This is a genomic window from Halopseudomonas laoshanensis, from assembly GCF_008365385.1.
Classification (GTDB): domain Bacteria; phylum Pseudomonadota; class Gammaproteobacteria; order Pseudomonadales; family Pseudomonadaceae; genus Halopseudomonas; species Halopseudomonas laoshanensis.
The window spans coordinates 706,862-726,522 of record NZ_QOVF01000001.1; the positions used below are offsets into that span (position 1 = coordinate 706,862).

General features: G+C 58.9%; 18 protein-coding genes. 6 read left to right on the forward strand and 12 right to left on the reverse strand.

The genetic code is table 11. The features are described 5' to 3' along the window. Positions 1 to 45: 45 nt before the first annotated feature. From DT594_RS03285 to DT594_RS03300, 4 genes are all read right to left on the reverse strand, one after another. Positions 46 to 909, reverse strand: a complete 864-nt coding sequence (locus DT594_RS03285) for a poly(ethylene terephthalate) hydrolase family protein (RefSeq protein ID WP_149331355.1) — start codon at positions 907 to 909, stop codon at positions 46 to 48. Between the two features lie 217 nt (positions 910 to 1,126). Then, on the reverse strand, positions 1,127 to 1,993 hold the full coding sequence (locus DT594_RS03290) for an alpha/beta hydrolase family protein (RefSeq protein ID WP_425460503.1): 867 nt from the start codon (positions 1,991 to 1,993) through the stop codon (positions 1,127 to 1,129). Between the two features lie 229 nt (positions 1,994 to 2,222). Further along, complete coding sequence (locus DT594_RS03295) at positions 2,223 to 3,998, reverse strand: carboxylesterase family protein (protein WP_178091392.1); 1,776 nt, start codon at positions 3,996 to 3,998, stop codon at positions 2,223 to 2,225. 434 nt (positions 3,999 to 4,432) lie between these two features. Continuing rightward, positions 4,433 to 5,356: a LysR family transcriptional regulator gene (locus DT594_RS03300; RefSeq protein ID WP_149331357.1), complete on the reverse strand. Its 924-nt coding sequence runs from the start codon at positions 5,354 to 5,356 to the stop codon at positions 4,433 to 4,435. A gap of 123 nt (positions 5,357 to 5,479) precedes the next feature. On the opposite strand from DT594_RS03300, the gene metE reads away from it, so the two are divergent. Together metE and rlmM are read left to right on the forward strand one after the other, a co-directional pair. After that, a complete protein-coding gene (metE, locus tag DT594_RS03305) occupies positions 5,480 to 7,810 on the forward strand; it encodes a 5-methyltetrahydropteroyltriglutamate--homocysteine S-methyltransferase (RefSeq protein WP_149331358.1) in 2,331 nt (776 codons plus the stop codon). A gap of 29 nt (positions 7,811 to 7,839) precedes the next feature. After that, positions 7,840 to 8,925, forward strand: coding sequence for a 23S rRNA (cytidine(2498)-2'-O)-methyltransferase RlmM (rlmM, locus tag DT594_RS03310; RefSeq protein ID WP_149331359.1), 1,086 nt, complete (start codon positions 7,840 to 7,842; stop codon positions 8,923 to 8,925). Between the two features lie 32 nt (positions 8,926 to 8,957). On the opposite strand, the gene DT594_RS03315 is transcribed toward rlmM, so the two are convergent. Further along, entirely contained in the window at positions 8,958 to 9,242 is a 285-nt protein-coding gene (locus DT594_RS03315) for an antibiotic biosynthesis monooxygenase family protein (RefSeq protein ID WP_149331360.1), read from the reverse strand. A 152-nt stretch (positions 9,243 to 9,394) separates the two neighbouring features. On the opposite strand from DT594_RS03315, the gene tusA reads away from it, so the two are divergent. Then, positions 9,395 to 9,634, forward strand: coding sequence for a sulfurtransferase TusA (tusA, locus tag DT594_RS03320; protein WP_425460504.1), 240 nt, complete (start codon positions 9,395 to 9,397; stop codon positions 9,632 to 9,634). On the opposite strand, the gene DT594_RS03325 is transcribed toward tusA, so the two are convergent. Together DT594_RS03325 and DT594_RS03330 are read right to left on the reverse strand one after the other, a co-directional pair. Next, positions 9,631 to 10,713: a DUF3080 family protein gene (locus tag DT594_RS03325; protein WP_149331362.1), complete on the reverse strand. Its 1,083-nt coding sequence runs from the start codon at positions 10,711 to 10,713 to the stop codon at positions 9,631 to 9,633. The genes tusA and DT594_RS03325 overlap by 4 nt on opposite strands. A gap of 62 nt (positions 10,714 to 10,775) precedes the next feature. Next, complete coding sequence (locus tag DT594_RS03330) at positions 10,776 to 12,182, reverse strand: MATE family efflux transporter (protein ID WP_149331363.1); 1,407 nt, start codon at positions 12,180 to 12,182, stop codon at positions 10,776 to 10,778. A gap of 84 nt (positions 12,183 to 12,266) precedes the next feature. Here DT594_RS03330 and DT594_RS03335 point away from each other — a divergent pair, with 84 nt between their 5' ends. Next, on the forward strand, positions 12,267 to 12,797 hold the full coding sequence (locus tag DT594_RS03335; RefSeq protein WP_149331364.1) for an elongation factor P hydroxylase: 531 nt from the start codon (positions 12,267 to 12,269) through the stop codon (positions 12,795 to 12,797). Between the two features lie 28 nt (positions 12,798 to 12,825). Here DT594_RS03335 and DT594_RS03340 read toward each other — a convergent pair whose 3' ends face one another. Further along, positions 12,826 to 13,746, reverse strand: coding sequence for an alpha/beta fold hydrolase (locus tag DT594_RS03340; RefSeq protein ID WP_149331365.1), 921 nt, complete (start codon positions 13,744 to 13,746; stop codon positions 12,826 to 12,828). A 366-nt stretch (positions 13,747 to 14,112) separates the two neighbouring features. Between DT594_RS03340 and pdxB the strand changes: the two genes are divergently transcribed. Next, positions 14,113 to 15,276 (forward strand): 4-phosphoerythronate dehydrogenase PdxB, encoded by a 1,164-nt coding sequence (gene pdxB, locus DT594_RS03345; RefSeq protein WP_149331366.1) that lies wholly within the window; start codon positions 14,113 to 14,115, stop codon positions 15,274 to 15,276. A 12-nt stretch (positions 15,277 to 15,288) separates the two neighbouring features. Here pdxB and DT594_RS03350 read toward each other — a convergent pair whose 3' ends face one another. Further along, positions 15,289 to 15,468: a PA1571 family protein gene (locus DT594_RS03350; RefSeq protein WP_149331367.1), complete on the reverse strand. Its 180-nt coding sequence runs from the start codon at positions 15,466 to 15,468 to the stop codon at positions 15,289 to 15,291. A gap of 119 nt (positions 15,469 to 15,587) precedes the next feature. Between DT594_RS03350 and DT594_RS03355 the strand changes: the two genes are divergently transcribed. After that, the gene (locus DT594_RS03355) at positions 15,588 to 16,715 is read left to right on the forward strand and encodes an ATP-NAD kinase family protein (protein ID WP_149331368.1); all 1,128 of its coding nucleotides are present in this window, start codon (positions 15,588 to 15,590) and stop codon (positions 16,713 to 16,715) included. A 130-nt stretch (positions 16,716 to 16,845) separates the two neighbouring features. On the opposite strand, the gene htpX is transcribed toward DT594_RS03355, so the two are convergent. The 3 genes from htpX to DT594_RS03370 form a co-directional block, all read right to left on the reverse strand. Next, positions 16,846 to 17,736 (reverse strand): protease HtpX, encoded by an 891-nt coding sequence (gene htpX / locus DT594_RS03360; protein ID WP_149331369.1) that lies wholly within the window; start codon positions 17,734 to 17,736, stop codon positions 16,846 to 16,848. A 161-nt stretch (positions 17,737 to 17,897) separates the two neighbouring features. After that, the gene (locus DT594_RS03365) at positions 17,898 to 18,326 is read right to left on the reverse strand and encodes a hypothetical protein (protein WP_149331370.1); all 429 of its coding nucleotides are present in this window, start codon (positions 18,324 to 18,326) and stop codon (positions 17,898 to 17,900) included. Positions 18,327 to 18,351: 25 nt separating this feature from the next. After that, positions 18,352 to 19,563, reverse strand: coding sequence for a pyridoxal phosphate-dependent aminotransferase (locus DT594_RS03370; protein WP_096347233.1), 1,212 nt, complete (start codon positions 19,561 to 19,563; stop codon positions 18,352 to 18,354). Between the last annotated feature and the right edge of the window lie 98 nt (positions 19,564 to 19,661).

The window sequence follows — 19,661 nt, forward strand, 5'->3', positions numbered from 1 at the left end:
ACCCGAAGGCAGCCGGCTGCATCACGTTAAGGGATACGCGGGCAATCAGTTGATGCCCTTGCGCTCGACTTCCCAATCGCGGTCGGTGCAGAGCTCGCAGTTGCTGCCGTAGAAAGTACTCTCGGCGTTGTTGTCATCCATCAGGTGATAGCGATACCAGGCAGTAGAAGGCCCGCGGAAATCGCCAGCGTCACCCACGGGTTCGAAGTGCCCAGCGCCGTCCAGATTGCCCCAGAAGACCGGCACGTTGGCGTTGTTGAACACCGGGCGGCCGTTCAATACCGGGCCAGCGAGGGTGTCGGAGCTGCCGGTCATCAGGAACATCGGGCCATTTTGCTGGCCCTGTGAAGAGCTGACATGACCCAGACCCAGCACATAAGGCTGGAATGGCGCAGTGGCGGTGATACGACTATCGCGGCCGGCCATGATCGAGCCACCACCGCCCTGCGAGTGGCCTGAAGATCCTACCCGGTTAACGTCCAGGCGGCCGGCATAGGTGCCGCTGCTGCGACCGTTCTGTTGTACCAGGTAATCCAGGCAGTCGATCATTTCCTCGCCTGAGCCCGCGTCGGAGGTGCGTGCGGCAGCGACGACGAAGCCATGGCTGGCCCAATGCTCAAGCAAGTCACCGTAGGTGCCAGGCGTCCCACCGGTGCCATTGCCCCAGAGGATGATCGGGTGACGCCGACCTTCTTCACCGAGAGTGCGCGGGCGGTAGATGGTGCAGCTAGGGCCTTCATTGCCATCAGTGGTGGCGAAGGGGCCGGAGCGGCTGAAGTCTGATACCGGTGGAAAGCTACCATCGCCTGGGTCGGTCGGTGGCGGCGGAGTGGGGTTGCTGGCCAGAACGGAGGTGGATACCAATAGAGCAGCCGCAAGGCCGGATAGGGCGAATTTGGATGTTTTCATAATAATCTCTTGAAGGGGAATATTGTTGTTGTATGCAACCGCTGAGCCTCTGGCCAACCACCGACGGTCAGACTCATTGCGATACAGACAATACGGTGTGAGATTGTGTGCGGCACTCGCCTATACGGGTGAAAAAACGATACAAAACTATAAAATGTATCGTTGCGCACAAAAAAAGACCGGCGCTGGGCCGGTCCTCCTTGCTGCTGACTAACGTTTAGTTGATGCCTTTACGCTCGACGTCCCAGCGGAAGTCGGTGCACAGCTCACAGTTGCCGCCGTAGAAGGTGCTCTCGGCGTTGCCGTCGTCCATCAGGTGGTAGCGGAACCAGGCGGTGGAAGGCCCGCGATAATCGCCACCGTCACCCACAGGTTCAAAGTGACTGGCGGTGGTGCGCTCCCCCCAGAAGACCGGCACGTTGGCGCGGCTGAATACAGGTGCTGCGTTCAAGGTCGGTGAGGCGATAGTGTCACGCCCACCAGTCATCAGGAACATCGGCCCGTTCTGCTGGCTCTGTGATGATGAGCGATGACCCAGGCCGATCGTGTAAGGCTGGAACGGCGCCGTGGCGGTGATACGGCTATCCCGACCGGCCATGATGGAACCTCCGCCACCCTGCGAATGCCCGGCGGAGCCCACATTGTTGACATCCAGAGTGCCGGCATAAGTACCGGTGCTACGACCGTTCTGTTGCACCAGGTAATCCAGGCAATCGATCATGTCCTCACCGCTACCGGCGTTGGAGGTCCGTGCTGCAGCGACCACGAAACCGTGGCTGGCCCAATGATCAAGCAGGCTGCTGTAGGTAGTGGGCGAGCTTCCGGTGCCGTTGCCCCAGATGATGATCGGATGACGCAGGCCGTTATCACCTAGGGTACGGGGACGGTAGATGCGGCAGCTCGGACCTTCGTTACCACTGGTGGTCGCGAAAGGACCGTCATCACTAAAGCTGGAAACCGGTGGGAAGGAGCCATCGCCGCCACCGCCGGGAGGCGGATCAGTCGGCGGGTTGTAAGCCATAACACTGGTAGACAGCAGCAAGCTGCTGGCGAAAGCGCTCAGTTTGAACTGGATAGAAGTCATTTGTTGATCTCTCTTGGTGTTGTTTTTGTGTCATTTGAGACCACTGAACATACCAACAGCAGGCTCAGTACGAGACAAACCTTAACGCCGAAGGGAAATCCCCACATTCGCCTATTTGGGTTAAATTTGAGACAGAATCGAAAGCAGGTTGTATTGCGCAGCTTCGCGCGAGCTAGTAGACAGTACTAAAACGGGGCCGGATGGCCCCGTTCTGGCTGCTAAGGAAGGATTACGGGGTAGAGTAGTTGGGTGATTGACCGAAGAAGGCGGGCAAGGTGCCTATCTCCAAGGGGCTCAATCCTGCATTGGTCAGTGCGGTGGTCCAGGCCGCATTGACCCCGGCCAGCGTCAGCTCCTCGGCGGACATGCGCACGTCGGCCTCCTCGTTGGTCGCGTCAAACACAATCACCTTGTTCTGGCCGACAGCGGACGTCCAGGCTGACCACTCGGGTTGCGCTTCACTGGCAGTGCCGTTGGGATCACCATCACGGGCGAAGTCGGCAAGATAGCTCATCATGGATTCCTGCAACGCGACGCGACCGGCCTCATTTTCATCGGTGAAGGGAAGCTCAAACAGGCCTTCACCCGCACCAAAGAAAAATGAAATATCCGCTGCATGCCCGGCGCCGTAAATAAAGTTGAATGGAGCAGGCCCGGACTGGGTGCCCCAGCGGAAATCGTAGGCGTAAGTGGCGGGCTGGTGCTGACTGATCAGGCGCGCCAGCTCATCCACATATTTCGCCCGCCAGGCGCGGCCGCCGTGGTAGCCGGTGATTTCGTACGTGTCTTTATCCTGTTGGGTAGGCAGCACCTCGTCCAGGGTCTGGCTGCCTTCAAAGGCGACATCCAGCAGATCGAGCCAGGTCTTGTCCGGTGGAGAGGGTATGTCGGGCAGGGCGCCTTTTACTGCGGCACCGTACAAGGGCATGAATGACTTCTGCTCGTACTCGTTGGCACCGAGGATCACCGGTACATTGTTGAAATTGCCGCTGGTAAAGCGCGGGATCCAGCCGCCGGTGGGAATCACCGTGCCGTCTTCGATCGCACCATAAGCGCTGAGCGAGCTGTAGTTGAAGACCGCCTGATAGAGGTCTCGACCTTCGGCTGCGCGCAGGTACTCATTCAGCGTACCGGCGGCTTCCATATCCTCTCGCATCTGGGTGGCCTGGCCCGCGCTGATTGGCGTGCCGGGGGTTTTCCGATCCTCTTGCAGGCGGATCAGCCACTCAATGTGACTGTTGGCTGAGGCGCGGGCAGTGGTGGGGCTGCGGGTATTCATCGAACCGCTTTGCGACATGGCGCGGTGGAACAGCCCGCCGCCCGCCTCTGGCGACACCATCAGGTTGAGTACGTTATGCGCGCCTGCGGATTCGCCGGTGATGGTCACGTTATCCGGGTCTCCGCCAAAGTCACTGATATTGGCCTTGACCCATTCCAGCGCGCGGATGGTGTCCAAAGTGCCAAAGTTGCCGGAGTCCGACAGTGTATCTGCACCTGCAGTCTGTACGTCCGGGTGGAAAAACCAACCCAGTGGGCCAAGGCGATACTGAACGACCACGACAACCACGTCGGATTGATTGGCCAGAGCGCGGCCATCGTACTGTTTGGCGGTACCGAAGTTGTTTGAGCCGCCGTGAATCCAGACGTAAACAGGTAAGGTTTCATCCGTAAAGTCGCTGCGGTTGGGGCGGTAAATATCAACGATCAGGCAATCCTCATCGCCGACCATATTGGAAGTGCGTTGCCACTGGGTGGTGGTTTCCGCCTGCACACATTCCGGAGCGCGCTCAGTAGCGTCCAGCGTACCGCTCCAGTTTTGCGGTGGCAGTGGTGCACGCCAGCGCAGGTCGCCAACCGGCGGCTGCGCATAGGGCAGGCCGTGCCAGATCAGAGTATCGTCTTCGGCAATCCCGGCGACGGTGCCGTTCGCCAGGGTTAACTGGGCGCGATTGTCAGAATCATCTGAATCACTTCCGCCACCACCACCCAGGCAGCCGGCAAGCATTAAGGATCCGGTCGCCAAAGCGACGGCGGTTATCAAAGATCGTTTGGAAGAGATACGGCGTGTGACTTTCTTGGGTGCGCAACAATGCATTGAGCTTCTCCTGAATCTTGTTTTTATTGAAGGACAACAGTAGAACAGTCGCAAAGTTGCACCGCACTAGCTCGCTGATTTACCCAAAAATGGATCCCCGCGTGCGCGAGGATGACGTTTACCGAGAAGTGCAGAGACTTTCCTTGAGCGAAGCGGCCCTGAGTTAAGCGGGAGCCAACATTCACGGACTACCGCTTACCGCGCTTTTTATTTACGCGCTCCGCTTCCCTGCCATCATCCCCTCGGATGGGCTTACCAGCAGCTCGTTTGGTGCATGCTCAATTCAAACTAGATGCGAATGATCGTTCATGTCGAGACATAAGTCAGGAATATATCTCTACTGGTCATCTGCTTATTTTGGCGCTGACGCCGTCCAAAGTGGCGAAAGACGTATCCTTGGCGGTGAGGAGAAAGTCCTGCAGGTAGGACATCTCTAGCATGTCCTCGCGCACCGCGGCATAGAGGGTGCCAAACAATCCTTCAGCGCCCAGCGGACGCGCGCTGACATAGCCGCGCTGCAAGTACTCGGCAATTGCCCAGTTGGGCAGGCAACAGACGCCGCGACCAGAGGCGACCAGTTGCATCATCATCACCGTCAGCTCGGCGTTGCGTACGGCTAGCGGCTCTATGCCTGCGGGATCGAGAAACTGCTTGAAGATGTCCAGACGCTCCCGATCCACCGGGTAGCTGATCAGCGTTTCCTCAGCCAGATCGGCCGGTTCTATATGGCTGCGGTTGACCAGTGGATGCTGGTTGCTGATCGCCAGTACCGCTTCGTAGGTAAACAACGGCACATAGCTGATGCCGTTGATTTCCTGCGGGTCAGACGTGACCACCAGGTCCAGCTCGCCACGGGCCAGTGCCGGCAGGGGCGCGAAGAAGAAACCAGAGGCAAAATCGACTTCCACCTCAGGCCAGGCGTTACGGAACTGGTCAATAGTTGGCATCAGCCACTGAAAGCAGCTGTGGCACTCAATGGCCATATGCAGGCGGCCGGCCTGGCCGCCGGCGAGACGTTGCAGATCGCGCTCGGCCTGGCGTACTTGCGGCAGCACGTTATCCGCAAGCCGCAGCAGGCGCAGCCCGGCGCTGGTAAAACGTACCGGTTTGCTCTTGCGCACAAATAGCGGCAGACCCAGACGCTCTTCCAGATCTTTCAATTGATGGGATAACGCTGATTGCGTCAGATGCAAACGTTCGGCGGCTTCCACCAGGCTTTCGGCTTCACGCAGAGTGGCAAGGGTGCGCAGGTGGCGGAGCTCGAGCATGGCTAAAATCCCAACATGAATGAAATCGAAGTTTAGCATTAAAATGATGAGTTTGATTCAGTAACAGCACAAGCAGACCATAACGCCACGACATCAATTAGTTTAAATATTGTGGAGAACGTTATGGCTTTGGCTCACTCGCTGGGATTTCCTCGCATCGGCCGCGACCGCGAATTGAAAAAGGCCCTTGAGGCCTATTGGGCGGGCAAGCTTGATCAGCCAGCCCTGCTGCAGGTGGGGCGCGAACTGCGCGCTCGCCATTGGCAGGTACAGGCAGACGCCGGGCTGGATCTATTGCCGGTCGGCGACTTCGCCTGGTACGACCAGGTGCTCACGCATAGTCTGACCGTCGGCGCTGTTCCGCCGCGTTTTGCCACGGATGCGGTGCCGACACTGGATACGTTGTTTCAGATGGCTCGCGGCGTCAGCCGGGGCGGCAAGCAAACCTTCGCCTGTGAGATGACCAAGTGGTTTGATACCAACTACCACTACCTGGTGCCCGAGTTCAGTCGCGATCAAGGCTTCAGCCTGCAATGGACGCAATTGTTCGATGAGGTAGCAGAAGCGCAAGCGCTGGGGCATGCGGTCAAACCAGTGGTGCTAGGCCCCCTCAGCTATCTTTGGCTGGGTAAGGTCAAGGGCGAGGGGTTCGACAAGCTGGAGCTGTTGGAAAGACTGCTCCCGGTGTATGTGCAGATCTTCAATCGCCTGGCGGAGCAGGGCGTAGAGTGGGTACAAATCGACGAGCCGGCGCTGGTGCTGGATCTGCCGGCCGACTGGAAAGCAGCTTTTGAAAGCGCCTATAACCTGCTTCAGCGCGCGCCGCTGAAAAAGCTCGTCGCCACATTTTTTGGCGGACTCGAGGACAACCTGGGCTTGGCCTGCAATCTGCCGGTGGAGGGGCTGCACGTGGATCTGGTGCGCGCCCCCGAGCAACTGCCGCTGATCCTGGATCGACTGCCAACCTATAAGGTGCTGTCGCTCGGCGTCGTCAATGGTCGCAATATCTGGCGCTGTGATCTGAGCGCGGCCCTGGCGCAGCTAAGTCAGGCCAAGGAGCGTTGGGGTGAGCGACTCTGGGTCGCGCCCAGTTGCTCTTTACTGCATAGCCCGGTAGACCTGCAACGGGAGGATCAACTGGATGATGAACTGCTCGGTTGGCTGGCATTTGCCACGCAGAAAGTCGATGAGGTCAGTCTGCTCGCCCGAACGCTGAATACCCCTGATGATGCGACGGTGCGCGAGGCTATTGCGGCGTCGGATGCGATTCAGGTGGCGCGTCGACAATCCAAACGCATCCACGACCCGGCAGTCGCCGCGCGCCTGACCGCGGTGAAAGCGCACGACGCCAAGCGTAATGCGGCCTATCCCGAGCGCGAGTGGCTGCAACAGCAGGCGCTCAAACTGCCTGCCTGGCCGACCACCACCATCGGCTCCTTCCCGCAGACAACAGAGATTCGCGCCAGCCGCCAGGCCTTCAAACAGGGTCGCCTGGCGGAGGCTGAATATATCGACGCCATGCGCGCCGAGATCGAGCTGGTAGTGCGCGAGCAGGAAGCACTGGGTCTGGATGTGCTGGTGCACGGTGAGGCCGAGCGCAATGACATGGTCGAGTATTTCGGCGAGCAACTGAGTGGTTATGCGTTCTCGCGCTTTGGCTGGGTGCAGAGCTACGGTTCACGCTGCGTCAAGCCGCCGATCATCTACGGCGACATCAGCCGCCCAGCACCGATGACGGTCGAATGGACGCGTTATGCGCAGAGTCTGACCAGCAAGCCGATGAAGGGCATGCTCACCGGCCCGGTGACCATGTTGATGTGGTCATTCTCGCGGGAGGACGTCAGCCGCGAGCTGAGCGCGCGGCAATTGGCGTTGACGATCCGCGATGAAGTGGTGGATCTGGAGGCGGCGGGCATCGGTATTATTCAGATCGACGAACCGGCCTTCCGTGAGGGTTTGCCCCTGCGTGCGGCGGCCCAACCGGCTTATCTGGAGTGGGCGGCGGCAGCCTTCCGTTTGAGCGCCAGTGGCGTGAAGGACACGACCCAGATCCACACGCATATGTGCTACAGCGAGTTCAATCATATTCTCGACTCGATTGCGGCAATGGATGCGGATGTGATCACTATCGAGACCTCGCGCTCGGATATGCAGTTGCTCGAAGCTTTTTCGGATTTCGCCTATCCGAACGCCATCGGGCCGGGAGTGTATGACATTCATTCGCCGCGCGTGCCGCAGGTGGCGGAGATGGTGCGCTTGCTGCGCAAGGCCGCCCGAGTAGTGCCGGCGAAACGTCTGTGGGTGAACCCGGATTGCGGTCTGAAGACCCGCGGCTGGCCGGAAACCCGTGCAGCACTGGCCGCCATGGTCGAGGCAACGCAGCTATTGCGCGCAGAGACAGCCGGTGCCCCGTCGCATTCTGCTTCTACCCGGAGGGCGCAGCCTGTAGAGTAGCGGCCGGTAAATCATGCTGGAGCTAGACCATGCAGGAATTGTTGTTGCACTGCCGTCCCGGATTTGAGGGCGAAGCGGCTGCTGAAATGCAGGAGCTGTCCGCCATCAAGGGCTTTGCCGGCTATGCCGTGACCAAGGAAGGTTCGGCGCTGGTGCGCTTTGTTTGCCCCGGGGAGGGCGACGCCGAACGGCTGATGCACAAGCTGGACTTTCGTCAGCTGATTTTTGTGCGCCAATGGGCGTTGGGCAACTGGCTGGAAGTGCCGGTGGAAGATCGCATTGCGCCGATCATCACCGCCTGCTCCAAAGGCCCGATCGCTTCCTGCATGTGGCTGGAAACCGCTGACACCAATGACGGCAAAGCCATGGCTGCGCTGACCAAGAAGCTCAGCAAGCCATTGGAATCAGCGCTGACCAAGACCCGCTTCGTGCGTCCGACAAAAACCGAGATGCCGCGCCTGCACCTGTGTTTTGAAAGCGGCACGCGGGTGTTTGTAGGTTGGTCGTGGGCACATAACGCCGCGCCTTGGCCTATGGGTATTCCGCGCCTCAAAGTGCCGCGCGATGCACCCAGCCGTTCGACCTTGAAACTGGAAGAAGCCTGGCACCATTTCATCCCGCGGGATGACTGGGATGCGCGCCTGGCACCGGGCATGACCGCCGTTGATCTGGGCGCTGCACCGGGCGGCTGGACCTGGCAGATGGTCAATCGGCATATGAAAGTCATAGCCATAGACAACGGCCCCATGGCGCAAAGCCTGATGGACAGCGGCCAGGTTGAGCATATTCAGGCCGACGGCTATCTCTACAAGCCGAATAAGACCGTGCACTGGATGGTCTGCGATATCGTCGACAAGCCGGCCCGCTCCAGCTCGCTGCTGGCGCGCTGGGTGGGTCGCGGCTGGTGCCGCGAAGCGATCGTCAACTTCAAACTGCCGATGAAGCGCCGCTATCAGGAGGTTATCCAGTGCATGGAACACGTGCAGGATGCGCTGGACGAGGCGGGCATCAAGGCCACTGTATCCTGCAAGCAGCTATACAGTGACCGGGAAGAAGTGACCTGTCATGTGCGGATCCTGCACGCCGGCAGCTTCAAGATTCAGACCCTTAGTTAAGGGCTGGGAACTGCCAGCGCGCTAGACGATAGTTACAGCGGCTCAAGCAGCGTCACGCGTTCTTCTTCCTGCAGCATCGGGGCGAAAGCACCAATGCTGTCGAAACGCGCTTGGGAGTTCTCCCAGCGTTCCCAGGAGTGGCGGTTCTGCCAGGTGACCATGACGATCCGGTGATTGGGTCTTTCCAGATCGCGAAAGGATTCCCCGGAGATAAAACCGGGTGACTGGATGGCCTGCTGGATGACCTTGCGAGCCGCTTCTTCGTAAGGTTGTTCAAGGCCTTCGGCAATAACGCGTTCGATCAGTACTTTGATCATCAATAAATCCTTACTTACCAGTGATGTATGGCGCCTTGATTGGCGCTTCTGTCATACAGTGTCGGCTCTGCTGGCGCGGCTGGCAAGTGCCTGTGCTTTTGCGGATAATGCGTCCTCGCCACTTCGATATGCCACCTCCAGGACAAATGCCCGTGACGGCCAACCAACCAGACAAACAACTTGATGCCCAGGGGCTGATGTGCCCGGAACCGGTGATGCTGCTGCACAATGCGGTGCGCGATATGCAGCCGGGCGAGTTGCTTGAGGTGCTGGCCACCGATCCCTCGACCGAACGTGATATTCCGCGTTTCTGCTCTTTTCTCGGGCATGAGCTGGTCGAGCGTAGCGAAGCCGAGGGGGTATATCGCTACCTGTTGCGTAAACAGGGCTAGGCGTCGGTATCCCTGTTGTTCCAGCCTGGCTGCCCCGGCCTGAGCTGGCATTGTCCCAAGACGTCTTGCCAGGCCGTGCTGTGCGCGGTCAGTTGGTGCTGGTAACGTTCCCAGAGCGAATCTTCTGCGCCCACCAGCGCGCGTAGGTAGTGCTCTGTCTCGGCCGGAATTGCTTGCACCTGGGCCAGTTCGCCAAGGCTTTGTTGCCAGGGTTGGCCAAGGCGCTGCACCTGTGCCAGGTAGGGTTGTATCTCACCGGCGTAGAAGGTCACAAATACATTGAGCAGAATCTGTGAACGCTGAGTAGGTTTGCCCAGCGGGCAGAGCTTTTGTGCCCGTTCGCTACCCAGCATGGCGGTGACCTGCTCCAGCATATGGGTCAGCCGCGCGAGGCTGTGGATCAACTCGCTGCCGCGTTGGCTGCGCTGCAAAGCCTGGAAATGGGATTGCAATTCGGTGCGTGGCGGAGGCAATACACTTGGCAAGGCCTGGCCGATGGCTGTCAATTGTTGCAGGGCGTCAAGCGCGGCCTGATCGGTCAACGCGGTACTGGAAACCGGCAAGGGACCAGCGGCAAAGCGCAGGTAGTATTCAAATTCGCTGCTGGCGTTCAGCGCGTTCCAGAACACCGCAGGTAACTCATCACGCTTGGTCGCGGCAATGTTTTGCAGATCCGCCAACAGCGCTTCACGTGAGGGATCATCGTGCAGAACCTCGACACACTCATCCAGGGCCTGAATTAGCTCACCATCCGCGGCCAGGCGATGGCTCCAGGGCATGACCTTGCCGAGGCTGCTGTTGCGCTGGCTGACGCTTTGCTGAAGGGTCTGGCAGCGGCGTGATTCGACCAGTAGCTCAAGCATGCCAATCCGCTGCTCTGCCACCGGCAGCAACCGATCACGGCGCGAGGGGAGGCGATACTGGCTCAGGCTTTGGCTATCGAACCGGGTCCACGACGCGTCGAGCACGCGACCGACGCGCTCGAGGTAGTTGTCCATCTGCTGGCTGGCTTCAGGCGCGCGTTCGCAGCCGGACAGGATCAGGCAACAGGTGATTGTGAGTAGCAGGCAACGCATCATGTCTCCCACAAGGCGGGGATGTTGAGTATGGCATGCCGATACGCGCCCGCTGAAAGCAGGCGTTACTGGATTTTTCCTGCGACGCCATAGGGCTGATTGCGTTTGCGTCCGGCCCCGACATAGGCCAGACGCACGCCGAGAAACAGCGCCGCCGCGGTTAAGCCAATAATCAAGCCTTGCCAGAAGCCGGCAGGGCCGCGTGCGGGTCCGAGCAAGTCGGTCAGGCCCAACACATAACCGCTGGGCAGGCCAATCAGCCAATAGGCAATCAGCGTTAGCAGCATGGGCAAGCGGGTATCCTGGTAACCGCGCAACGCGCCCGCGCAGGCAACCTGGATGGCATCGGAAAACTGATAGATGGCGGCGTAAACAAACAGCTGCGCCGCGAGACTGATGACGGCCTGATCATTGGTGTAGAGCAGCGGTATCCAGTCGGCAAAACCAAACATGATCGCGGCGGCAATGCAGGCGAACGCCAGCGCTACGCCCATACCCATCTTGGCCGCGAACAAGCCAGCACGGGCGCCGTTCAGACCCAGGTTATGACCAACGCGCACAGTGATAGCCAGCCCCAGGCTGAAAGGCACCATGAACGTCAGTGAGGAGAAATTCAGCGCCACCTGATGGCTGGCGACGACCACGGCTCCCAGTCCGCCGATCAACAGTGCGATCAGACAGAACATGCTGGTTTCGGCGAATAGTGCGATGCCGATCGGCAGACCCAGACCGAGCAGATGCCGTTGTTCCGGCCAGTTTGGCCAGTCGAACCGCTCGAACAGCCGGATGCTGTTGTACAGTGACGAGCGCTTGAGGTAAACCAGCATGCAGCCGAGCATGAACCACATGACCAGCGCGGTAGCGTAGCCGCAGCCGACGGCGCCCATGGCGGGGAAACCGAGCTTGCCATAGACCAATATGTAATTGGCCGGCACGTTCAACGCCAGGCCGAGAAAGCCGATCAGCATGGTTGGTTTGGTCTGCGATAGCCCGTCGCTCAGGCCGCGTAAAGCCTGGTACAACGCCACCGCGGGAAACCCCAGAGCAACGCCTTTGAGATAACCCATGGTGATCTCGGTCAGCTCGGGTTGCACGTCCATCCAGTGCAGAATCGGCTCGACCGAGAACAGGAAGCCGCAGCACAGCGTGCCAATGATCACGCCGAGCCAACCACCCTGGCGCACCAAAGCGCCACTGCGCTCGTTGTGCCCGCTGCCATTGTTGGCCGCCACCTTGGAGGTGACGATCATCAGTATGCCGGTCAGAAACAGGAAGGTAGGTACCCAGAAAGAATTACCTAACGCGACGGCGGCCAGATCCAGCGCGCTGACTCGACCGGCCATGGCGGTATCGACGAAGCCGAGTAGGGTGTGGGCCATCTGCGCGGCGATGATGGGCAGGGCAAGCCAGATCAGGGAGCGCAATTCTGTTACACTGCGGCGCCTGTAGGTGGCGGATTTTCTGCGGGTCATGATTTTTTGCGAATCATATGGGATCTGTCTGGAGAAAAGCGCCTCATCCTAACAACTTGCCCGACATTGTCTAGCCAACCTGCCATGACCCACGATTTTAAGGATCTGATTCGTCTGTTTGCCGATTGTTTCGCCGAGCAATACAACACCCGTCTGGTTGCTGGCGGCCAGGAACCGGAGTATTTACCGGCTACGCCCGAACACCCGCAGCACCGAATCATTTTCGCCCATGACTATTTTCGCAGCGCTTTGCACGAGGTGTCGCACTGGTGCGTGGCCGGTGCAGAGCGGCGGTTATTGCCGGATTTCGGCTATTGGTACGCGCCGGATGGTCGCGATGCCGAGCAGCAGAGGACTTTCGAGCAGGTAGAGGTCAAGCCGCAGGCGCTGGAGTGGTTGTTCTGCGCCGCGGCCGTGCATCCGTTTCGGGTCAGTCTGGATAATCTTAACGGTGAGGAGACTGATCCCGCACCATTTCAGCGCGCAGTCCGGCAGCAACTGCTTGGCTACCTGGAGAACGGCGTGCCGGAGCGACCCGCACGCTTTATCCAGGCGCTGGTTGATACCTACCGCGGTGGTCAGCCGCTGCAGCCCGCTGAATTTCTGCTCGACTGAGCCACGGTAAAAACCACCCGCAGCTGCGCTAGTTAACGGCTTGCAATTCCATGCGCATTTCAGGCTCCCCGCCGAGCAATAACTGAGTGAATTGTTGTTGACGATAATTGACGACCGGGCGCTCGGCGGGTAGCAAAAAATCCATAACGGCGTCCCGTGTCTGACTCCACGCGTGCTTGTTTTCCGCATCGAGAAAATGCCCGGCCTGGGCAATACGAGCGAACTCGCATTGATCAATCAGTTGCGAAAATTGGCGCGCATCGTCGGCGCTGGTGTATTCGTCCCACTCGCCATTGACGAACAACACCGGAACGTCGATGCATTCTGCATCCTGCAAGTAGCAGTGACTGTCCTGGCTTAGCACTTGACGCACATGAGAGGCCATCTGCAGGTACTCGTGATCATCCAGACTACAGATATGACGGAAATTGAAACGCTTGAAGAGTGACGGCAGGTGCTTGCCTATGGTGCCGTTGATCAGTTCCGCGACCCCCCGACGGTCGCACTGGCTTAGCCGTTCCAGGGCGGTTTGCAGGTACTCGCGCATGGCAGGATTAATTACTGGCGAGAAGCCCATGATCACTGCGCGCCTGATGCTGTGCGGGTTCTGCGCCAATGCCAGCATTGCCGATGCTCCACCCCAGGAGAAGGACAACAGGTGGTCTGCATTGAAATGATCGATCAAGTCGAGCAGCAGCCGCGTTTCCTGCTCCTTGGACATCGGTCTTTCGTGGCGATTGTGCGCTTTTGACAGGCCGGCATAGGGCTCGTCAAACATCACTACGTTAAAATCAGCTTGCAGATAACGCAGGGTCTGGGCAAAAGAGGCAGTTGTCGCCAAAGAGCCGTTAACCAGAATAATGGTGCCCCGCGGTGCCGGACTGGCATAGTAAGCGGTATGAACGGTGAATAACCCCTGGCTGTTGAACAGTGCGTTCTGTGCGTGCATATTCCCTGTCTCCCATTATTGGAGGTTTGGGCGAGCAGCAGTTAGCCGCCGCGCAAGTCAGGGCAGTAAGGCCAGTGGGCCGGAAACGTATAATCCCGAAGCCTGCTTGTGAGCAGGGCTTTTGTATCACCAGAGTGTTGTTATGGCGGGGCGGGTGTGAAGGATAATCAACTGCCAGCAATGGGTAATTGCTGTTGGTGCAGGTGACTCAGGCAGATCCTTCAATTGGCACAAGTGCCAGGCATTCTTAGAACAACTATGCGACTCTTTGGTCACATATCGACTCGTGACCCAAGTAAAGCAGCAGCCAGTACCTCAGGCAAGAGGTAATTCTTAAATCACTGACAAATGGTCGTGGAATTTTCAATGCATATTGTGGCTGATGACAATATTCCCTTGTTGAACGCGTTTTTTTCCGGGCACGGCCGCTTGAGTGTCTTTCCTGGAAGGCAGTTGAAAGCCGTCGACCTGATGGACGCAGACGTGCTGCTGGTGCGCTCGGTAACCTGGGTGGACGAGGCGCTGCTGTCTGGTACGCCTGTGCGCTTCGTCGGCACCTGCACCATAGGTACGGATCATCTGGATCTGGCCTGGCTCGCCAGTGCTGGTATACAGGTGGCCAGCGCACCGGGCTGCAATGCCCGTGGTGTGGTTGAATATGTACTCAGTTGCTTGCTGACGCTGGCGGAGCGCACAGGCCAGCGCTGGCAGGAGCGTGTGGTGGGTATAGTCGGGGTAGGGCAGGTAGGTAGCCGGCTGGCAGCGACCCTGGCTGCACTTGGTGTTAGCACCTTGCTTTGCGACCCGTTGCGCGCGGAGGCCGGAGAGCCGGGCTTCGTCGGCCTGGAGGAATTGCTGGCGCGGGCTGATGTAGTCAGTTGCCATGTGCCGCTGAGTGCTTCCGGGGCGCATGCCACCCGGCATTTGTTCGGCGAGCAGCGCTTGCAGAGCCTGCGCCAGGGCGCCTGGTTGATCAATAGCAGCCGTGGTCCGGTGATTGATGCCGGCGCTCTGGAGCACGTGCTGTCGCAGCGTAATGATCTGCAGGTGGCGCTGGATGTTTGGGAAGAGGAGCCGCTGGTCAGCAGCTCACTGGCGGCGCGCTGTGCCTTGGCTACCCCGCACGTGGCCGGTTACAGCCTGGATGGCAAATTGCGCGGTACCGAGCAGATTTACCAGGCTTTCTGTGATTATCTGGGTGAGCCATTCCAGCACCAGTTGGCCAACCTGGCACCGCTGACTGGCCAGGCCCGGCTGGAGCTTGCAGCTTCACCCCCGGCGGACTGGGCGCTACAAAAGGCGCTTCGCTGTGTATATGACGTGCGCGATGACGATGCAAGAATGCGGCAGATGCTGCAGCAGGCGCAGACGGCGCCGGACAGTGCTGCGGCTTGCCGCACCGGCTTTGATCGGTTGCGCAAGAACTACCCCTTACGCAGGGAGGCCCCGTTACTGAGCATCGGCCTGAGCAGCGCTGCCTCGGCCGATCTCAAAACATGGCTTCAGGCCGCGGGGTTCAGCCTGGACTGAAAGGCGCTCAGCTCAGGCTTGAGCGTTTTCGGAGCAGGACTCTTCCAGCGCGGCACAGGCCTGCTGGACCATATGTTCGGTAATGGCGATTTCCCGGCCGTGCTCATCGATTAACCAGCCACCGGTAAACTGGGCGGGATGACACATGATGTGAGCCGAGGCAAAAGGGGTCTGGCGCGCTTGTACATTCATGCTTTTCTCCGTTCGGTTATCAGGTAATCAGGGCCTTGCTTGTACTTTTCTGGTTTGATCGCAGAATAGGTCACGGGTATGACGGCCGTGTTACAACCGGCGCAATCTAATGAGGATCTATGTCGCAACTATTTCGCTTGGGTTTGATCATCAATCCGCTGGCTGGCCTGGGTGGCAGAGCTGCATTGAAAGGCTCGGATGGCGTGGCTGACCAGGCATTGGCAATGGGCGTTGAACCTTTGGCGCAGCAACGGGTGAAAGTCTCGCTGCAGGCGCTGCTGCCACTGCGTGATCAATTGCAGATATTCACCGCGCCGGGGCTGATGGGCGCGGCGTTACTCGAGGAGCTGGGCTTTGAGCATGAGGTAATAGGCGAGTTGAGCGGTGATCAGACCCGTGCTGAGGATACCGAACGCCTGGCCGGACAGATTCAGGCGCGTGGCGTGGATCTTTTGTTGTTTGCCGGTGGCGATGGTACTGCGCGAAATATCTGCAACAGCGCGCGCCCGGGGCAGTTGGTGCTGGGCATACCCGCCGGGGTAAAGATCCACTCCGGCGTTTACGCGGTGAATCCCCGCGCGGCGGGCGAGCTGGTGGCATTGCTGGTGACCGGTGAACTGGTACGGCTGGGTAGCGCCGACGTGCGTGATATAGACGAAGTGGCGTTCCGCGAGGGCCAGGTCCGCACCCGCCATTACGGTGAGCTGTCGATCCCCGAAGAGGGTCGTTTTGTGCAGCAGGTCAAACAGGGCGGGCGCGAACTGGAAACCCTGGTGCTGGATGATATTGCTGCTGGCTTGCAGGAGGAGGGCGACACAATTACCTGGATCATGGGGCCCGGCTCGACCAATCTGGGTCTGCTGGAAGCCATGGGCCTGGAAGGCACGCTATTGGGCGTGGATGTACTACGCGCGGGCGAGTTGATCGGCCGCGATGTGACTGAGGCGCAATTGTGGGAACTGCTGCAGGACGCCGAAGAGGCGCGCATTCTGGTCACTGCGATAGGCGGTCAAGGTCATATTCTGGGCCGCGGCAATCAGCAGATTTCACCGCGTATCGTGCGTGCGGTCGGGGTCGAGAACCTGCTCGTGGTAGCGACCAAAAGCAAGCTCAAGACCCTCGCCGGTAGGCCATTTCTGGTGGACAGCGGAGACCAGCAACTGGATGAAGAACTCACTGGTTTGCGCAGGGTGTTAAGTGGCTATCGGGAGGAGATGTTGTACCCCGCCAATTGGCAAGCTAGTTAGCGGGGAGCGGCAAGCCTCAAGCTGCAAGCTTCAAGCGACAAGCAAACCCAATAAAAAACCTGCGGAGCTTTTGGCTTCGCAGGTTTTGTTTTTAACTTGCAGCTTGAAACTTGCCGCTTGCCCATGCGTTTTACCGGAAGTTGCCGGCGCGCAGCGCTGCAATGCGCTGTTCCAGCGGCGGGTGAGTCATCAGCAGGCCGGCCAGGCCGTTTTTCAAGCTGCCGTTGATGCCGAAGGCGACCATCTCGCCAGGCATCTCCACAGGGATGCCCTGTTCCGCGCGTAGGTGTTCCAGCGCGGCAATCATGTTACCCGCCCCGGCAAGCTGCGCTGCGGCAGCGTCCGCGCGAAACTCGCGCTGACGCGAGAACCACATGACGATAAGGCTGGCGAGGATGCCCAAAATGATCTCGGCAAAAATCGTCGCAATGATGTAACCGAAGCCTATGCCGCCACTTTCATTCTTGAAAATCACGCGGTCGACGAAACTGCCGATGATCCGCGCAAAGAACATCACGAAGGTGTTCACCACGCCCTGAATCAGCGTCAGGGTGACCATGTCGCCATTGGCCACATGACCTATCTCGTGGGCCATCACGGCCTTCACTTCGTTGGGGCTGAAGCGCTGCAGCATGCCCTCGGATACGGCGACCAGCGAGGCGTTGCGATTCCAACCGGTGGCGAAAGCGTTGGGCGCGCGCGAGGGAAAGATGGCTACTTCGGGCATGCCGATATTGGCCTGCTTGGCCAGTTGCGCGACGGTATCGACCAGCCACTGCTCCTGCCGGTTCTGAGGTGTTTCAATGACTCGTGCGCCAGTACCGCGCTTGGCCATCCATTTGGACAGGAACAGAGATACAAAAGCGCCGCCGAAGCCAAACAGGGCGCAGAAGATCAGCATCCCGGTAAGGTTTATACCGCCTGCACCGTCAGTAGTACCAATACCCAGCAAGCTGAGAGTCACGCTGGCTACCAACAGGATGGCGAAGTTGGTCGCCAGAAAAAGAACAATGCGCATCATTTAGTGAAGCTCCAGTAATGAAAAATCTGCCGGTTGCTGTGCCTGCTTCCCACAGGCACAGCAACCGGGTCTTGTGTGTGGATATATTGGGTGTTTCCGTGCGGCTTTCAATCGCCAGTCTATTTCAAATCGTGTACTGCGGCGGCGCCAATAAGCGCTGTCTAGACAGGAGCCTGGAAGCAGTGCTGAACGACATTGGCCAACTGGATTGACGATGCGCTGGCCCGTGCGTCACGTAGCTGCTGAGCCAGGGTCGCGCGTTGTCGGGCAATGGTCGGTGGCAGAGTGTCGTCGTGTAATGCTTTGATCGGCGTGGCCAGGCGGACAAAGGCGCGCTCGGTCAAACAGCACTGATCAATCGCTTCCTGACGGATCACGTCGGTGTAGCGCAGAAAACCTTCTTCAGCCAGCCATAGCATCGCGCTGAAACAGGCTTGGTGCCGAGGCGCCGGTACGCCAAACGCATCCGGCTCCAGTTCTCCAACCAGATCACTGACAAATAAGGTGGTCGGGCGCGGAAAGCTGTTGAATAGCCCGAGCAGGATGCCAGCGACATCCTGATAAAAATCCTCGATATGCAGATCGGCCATGCCGCGACTCCTTGGCGCCTGCTGACTACTGACGATAGGTCTTGAGAAAATTGGCGATCCGGCCGATCGCCATTTCCAGATCGTCCTTGCGCGGTAGCGAGACGATGCGGAAGTGATCCGGCCACGGCCAGTTAAAGGCGGTGCCCTGAACTACCAGAATCTTCTCCTGCAACAACAGGTCGAGCACCATCTTCTCGTCGTTGTGGATCGGATAAACCTTGGGGTCCAGCTTCGGAAACAGATAGAGCGCGCCCTTGGGTTTGGTGCAACTGACGCCGGGAATATCGTTGAGCATTTCCCAGGCCGCATCACGCTGCTCCAGCAGTCGACCGCCGGGCAGGATCAAGTCGTTGATGCTTTGGTAACCGCCCAGCGCAGTCTGAATCGCATGCTGGGATGGCACGTTGGCGCACAGGCGCATCGAGGCGAGAATATCGATGCCTTCAATGTAGCTCTGGGCATTGTGCTTGGGGCCGCTGATGATCATCCAGCCGGAACGAAAGCCCGCCACCCGGTAGGATTTCGACAGACCATTGAAGGTCAGGCACAACACGTCAGGTGCCAGCGCCGCGACCGAATCGTGCTCGGTACCGTCATACAGAATCTTGTCGTAGATCTCGTCAGCAAACAGGATCAGGTTGTGCTCACGGGCGACCTGAACCAACTGCTCGAGCATATCCCGCGAGTAAACCGCCCCGGTCGGGTTGTTCGGGTTGATGATGACCATCGCCCGGGTGTTGGGGGTGATCTTGCTGCGGATATCCTCGATATCCGGATACCAGTCGGCCTGCTCGTCGCACAGGTAATGCACCGGCTTGCCGCCGGACAAGCTCACGGCAGCGGTCCACAATGGGTAGTCAGGTGCCGGAATCAGCACCTCGTCACCGTTGTTCAGCAGACCTTGCATGGACATGACGATCAGCTCGGATACGCCGTTACCGAGGTAGATGTCTTCGATGGTCACGCCGGCAATGTTCTTGGTCTGCGTGTAATGCATGACCGCCTTGCGCGCTGAAAACAGCCCCTTGGAATCGCTGTAGCCCTGCGCAGTGGACAGGTTGAGAATAACGTCCTGGAGGATTTCTTCCGGCGCTTCAAAACCGAAGGGCGCAGGATTGCCGATATTCAGTTTGAGAATACGGTGGCCTTCTTCCTCAAGGCGTTTGGCGTGGCGCAGAACCGGTCCGCGGATGTCGTAACAGACATTGGCCAATTTATTCGACTTGCTAACCTGCATGGTACTTTCCCTGGGGGCTGTCAGAGTGAGGGTAAAACCAGCATCATACGTTGTGCGGCCCTGACTGGGAAAGTCCGACAACACCATCCGAGGAGTGA

What these genes read in the sequence shown, in the direction of transcription:
- DT594_RS03285 (WP_149331355.1), bottom strand. Translation starts at nt 909, where the DNA reads ATGAAAACATCCAAATTCGCCCTATCCGGCCTTGCGGCTGCTCTATTG.
- DT594_RS03290 (WP_425460503.1), bottom strand. Translation starts at nt 1,993, where the DNA reads ATGACTTCTATCCAGTTCAAACTGAGCGCTTTCGCCAGCAGCTTGCTG.
- DT594_RS03295 (WP_178091392.1), bottom strand. Translation starts at nt 3,998, where the DNA reads ATGCTTGCCGGCTGCCTGGGTGGTGGTGGCGGAAGTGATTCAGATGAT.
- DT594_RS03300 (WP_149331357.1), bottom strand. Translation starts at nt 5,356, where the DNA reads ATGCTCGAGCTCCGCCACCTGCGCACCCTTGCCACTCTGCGTGAAGCC.
- metE (WP_149331358.1), top strand. Translation starts at nt 5,480, where the DNA reads ATGGCTTTGGCTCACTCGCTGGGATTTCCTCGCATCGGCCGCGACCGC.
- rlmM (WP_149331359.1), top strand. Translation starts at nt 7,840, where the DNA reads ATGCAGGAATTGTTGTTGCACTGCCGTCCCGGATTTGAGGGCGAAGCG.
- DT594_RS03315 (WP_149331360.1), bottom strand. Translation starts at nt 9,242, where the DNA reads ATGATCAAAGTACTGATCGAACGCGTTATTGCCGAAGGCCTTGAACAA.
- DT594_RS03325 (WP_149331362.1), bottom strand. Translation starts at nt 10,713, where the DNA reads ATGATGCGTTGCCTGCTACTCACAATCACCTGTTGCCTGATCCTGTCC.
- DT594_RS03330 (WP_149331363.1), bottom strand. Translation starts at nt 12,182, where the DNA reads ATGACCCGCAGAAAATCCGCCACCTACAGGCGCCGCAGTGTAACAGAA.
- DT594_RS03335 (WP_149331364.1), top strand. Translation starts at nt 12,267, where the DNA reads ATGACCCACGATTTTAAGGATCTGATTCGTCTGTTTGCCGATTGTTTC.
- DT594_RS03340 (WP_149331365.1), bottom strand. Translation starts at nt 13,746, where the DNA reads ATGCACGCACAGAACGCACTGTTCAACAGCCAGGGGTTATTCACCGTT.
- pdxB (WP_149331366.1), top strand. Translation starts at nt 14,113, where the DNA reads ATGCATATTGTGGCTGATGACAATATTCCCTTGTTGAACGCGTTTTTT.
- DT594_RS03350 (WP_149331367.1), bottom strand. Translation starts at nt 15,468, where the DNA reads ATGAATGTACAAGCGCGCCAGACCCCTTTTGCCTCGGCTCACATCATG.
- DT594_RS03355 (WP_149331368.1), top strand. Translation starts at nt 15,588, where the DNA reads ATGTCGCAACTATTTCGCTTGGGTTTGATCATCAATCCGCTGGCTGGC.
- htpX (WP_149331369.1), bottom strand. Translation starts at nt 17,736, where the DNA reads ATGATGCGCATTGTTCTTTTTCTGGCGACCAACTTCGCCATCCTGTTG.
- DT594_RS03365 (WP_149331370.1), bottom strand. Translation starts at nt 18,326, where the DNA reads ATGGCCGATCTGCATATCGAGGATTTTTATCAGGATGTCGCTGGCATC.
- DT594_RS03370 (WP_096347233.1), bottom strand. Translation starts at nt 19,563, where the DNA reads ATGCAGGTTAGCAAGTCGAATAAATTGGCCAATGTCTGTTACGACATC.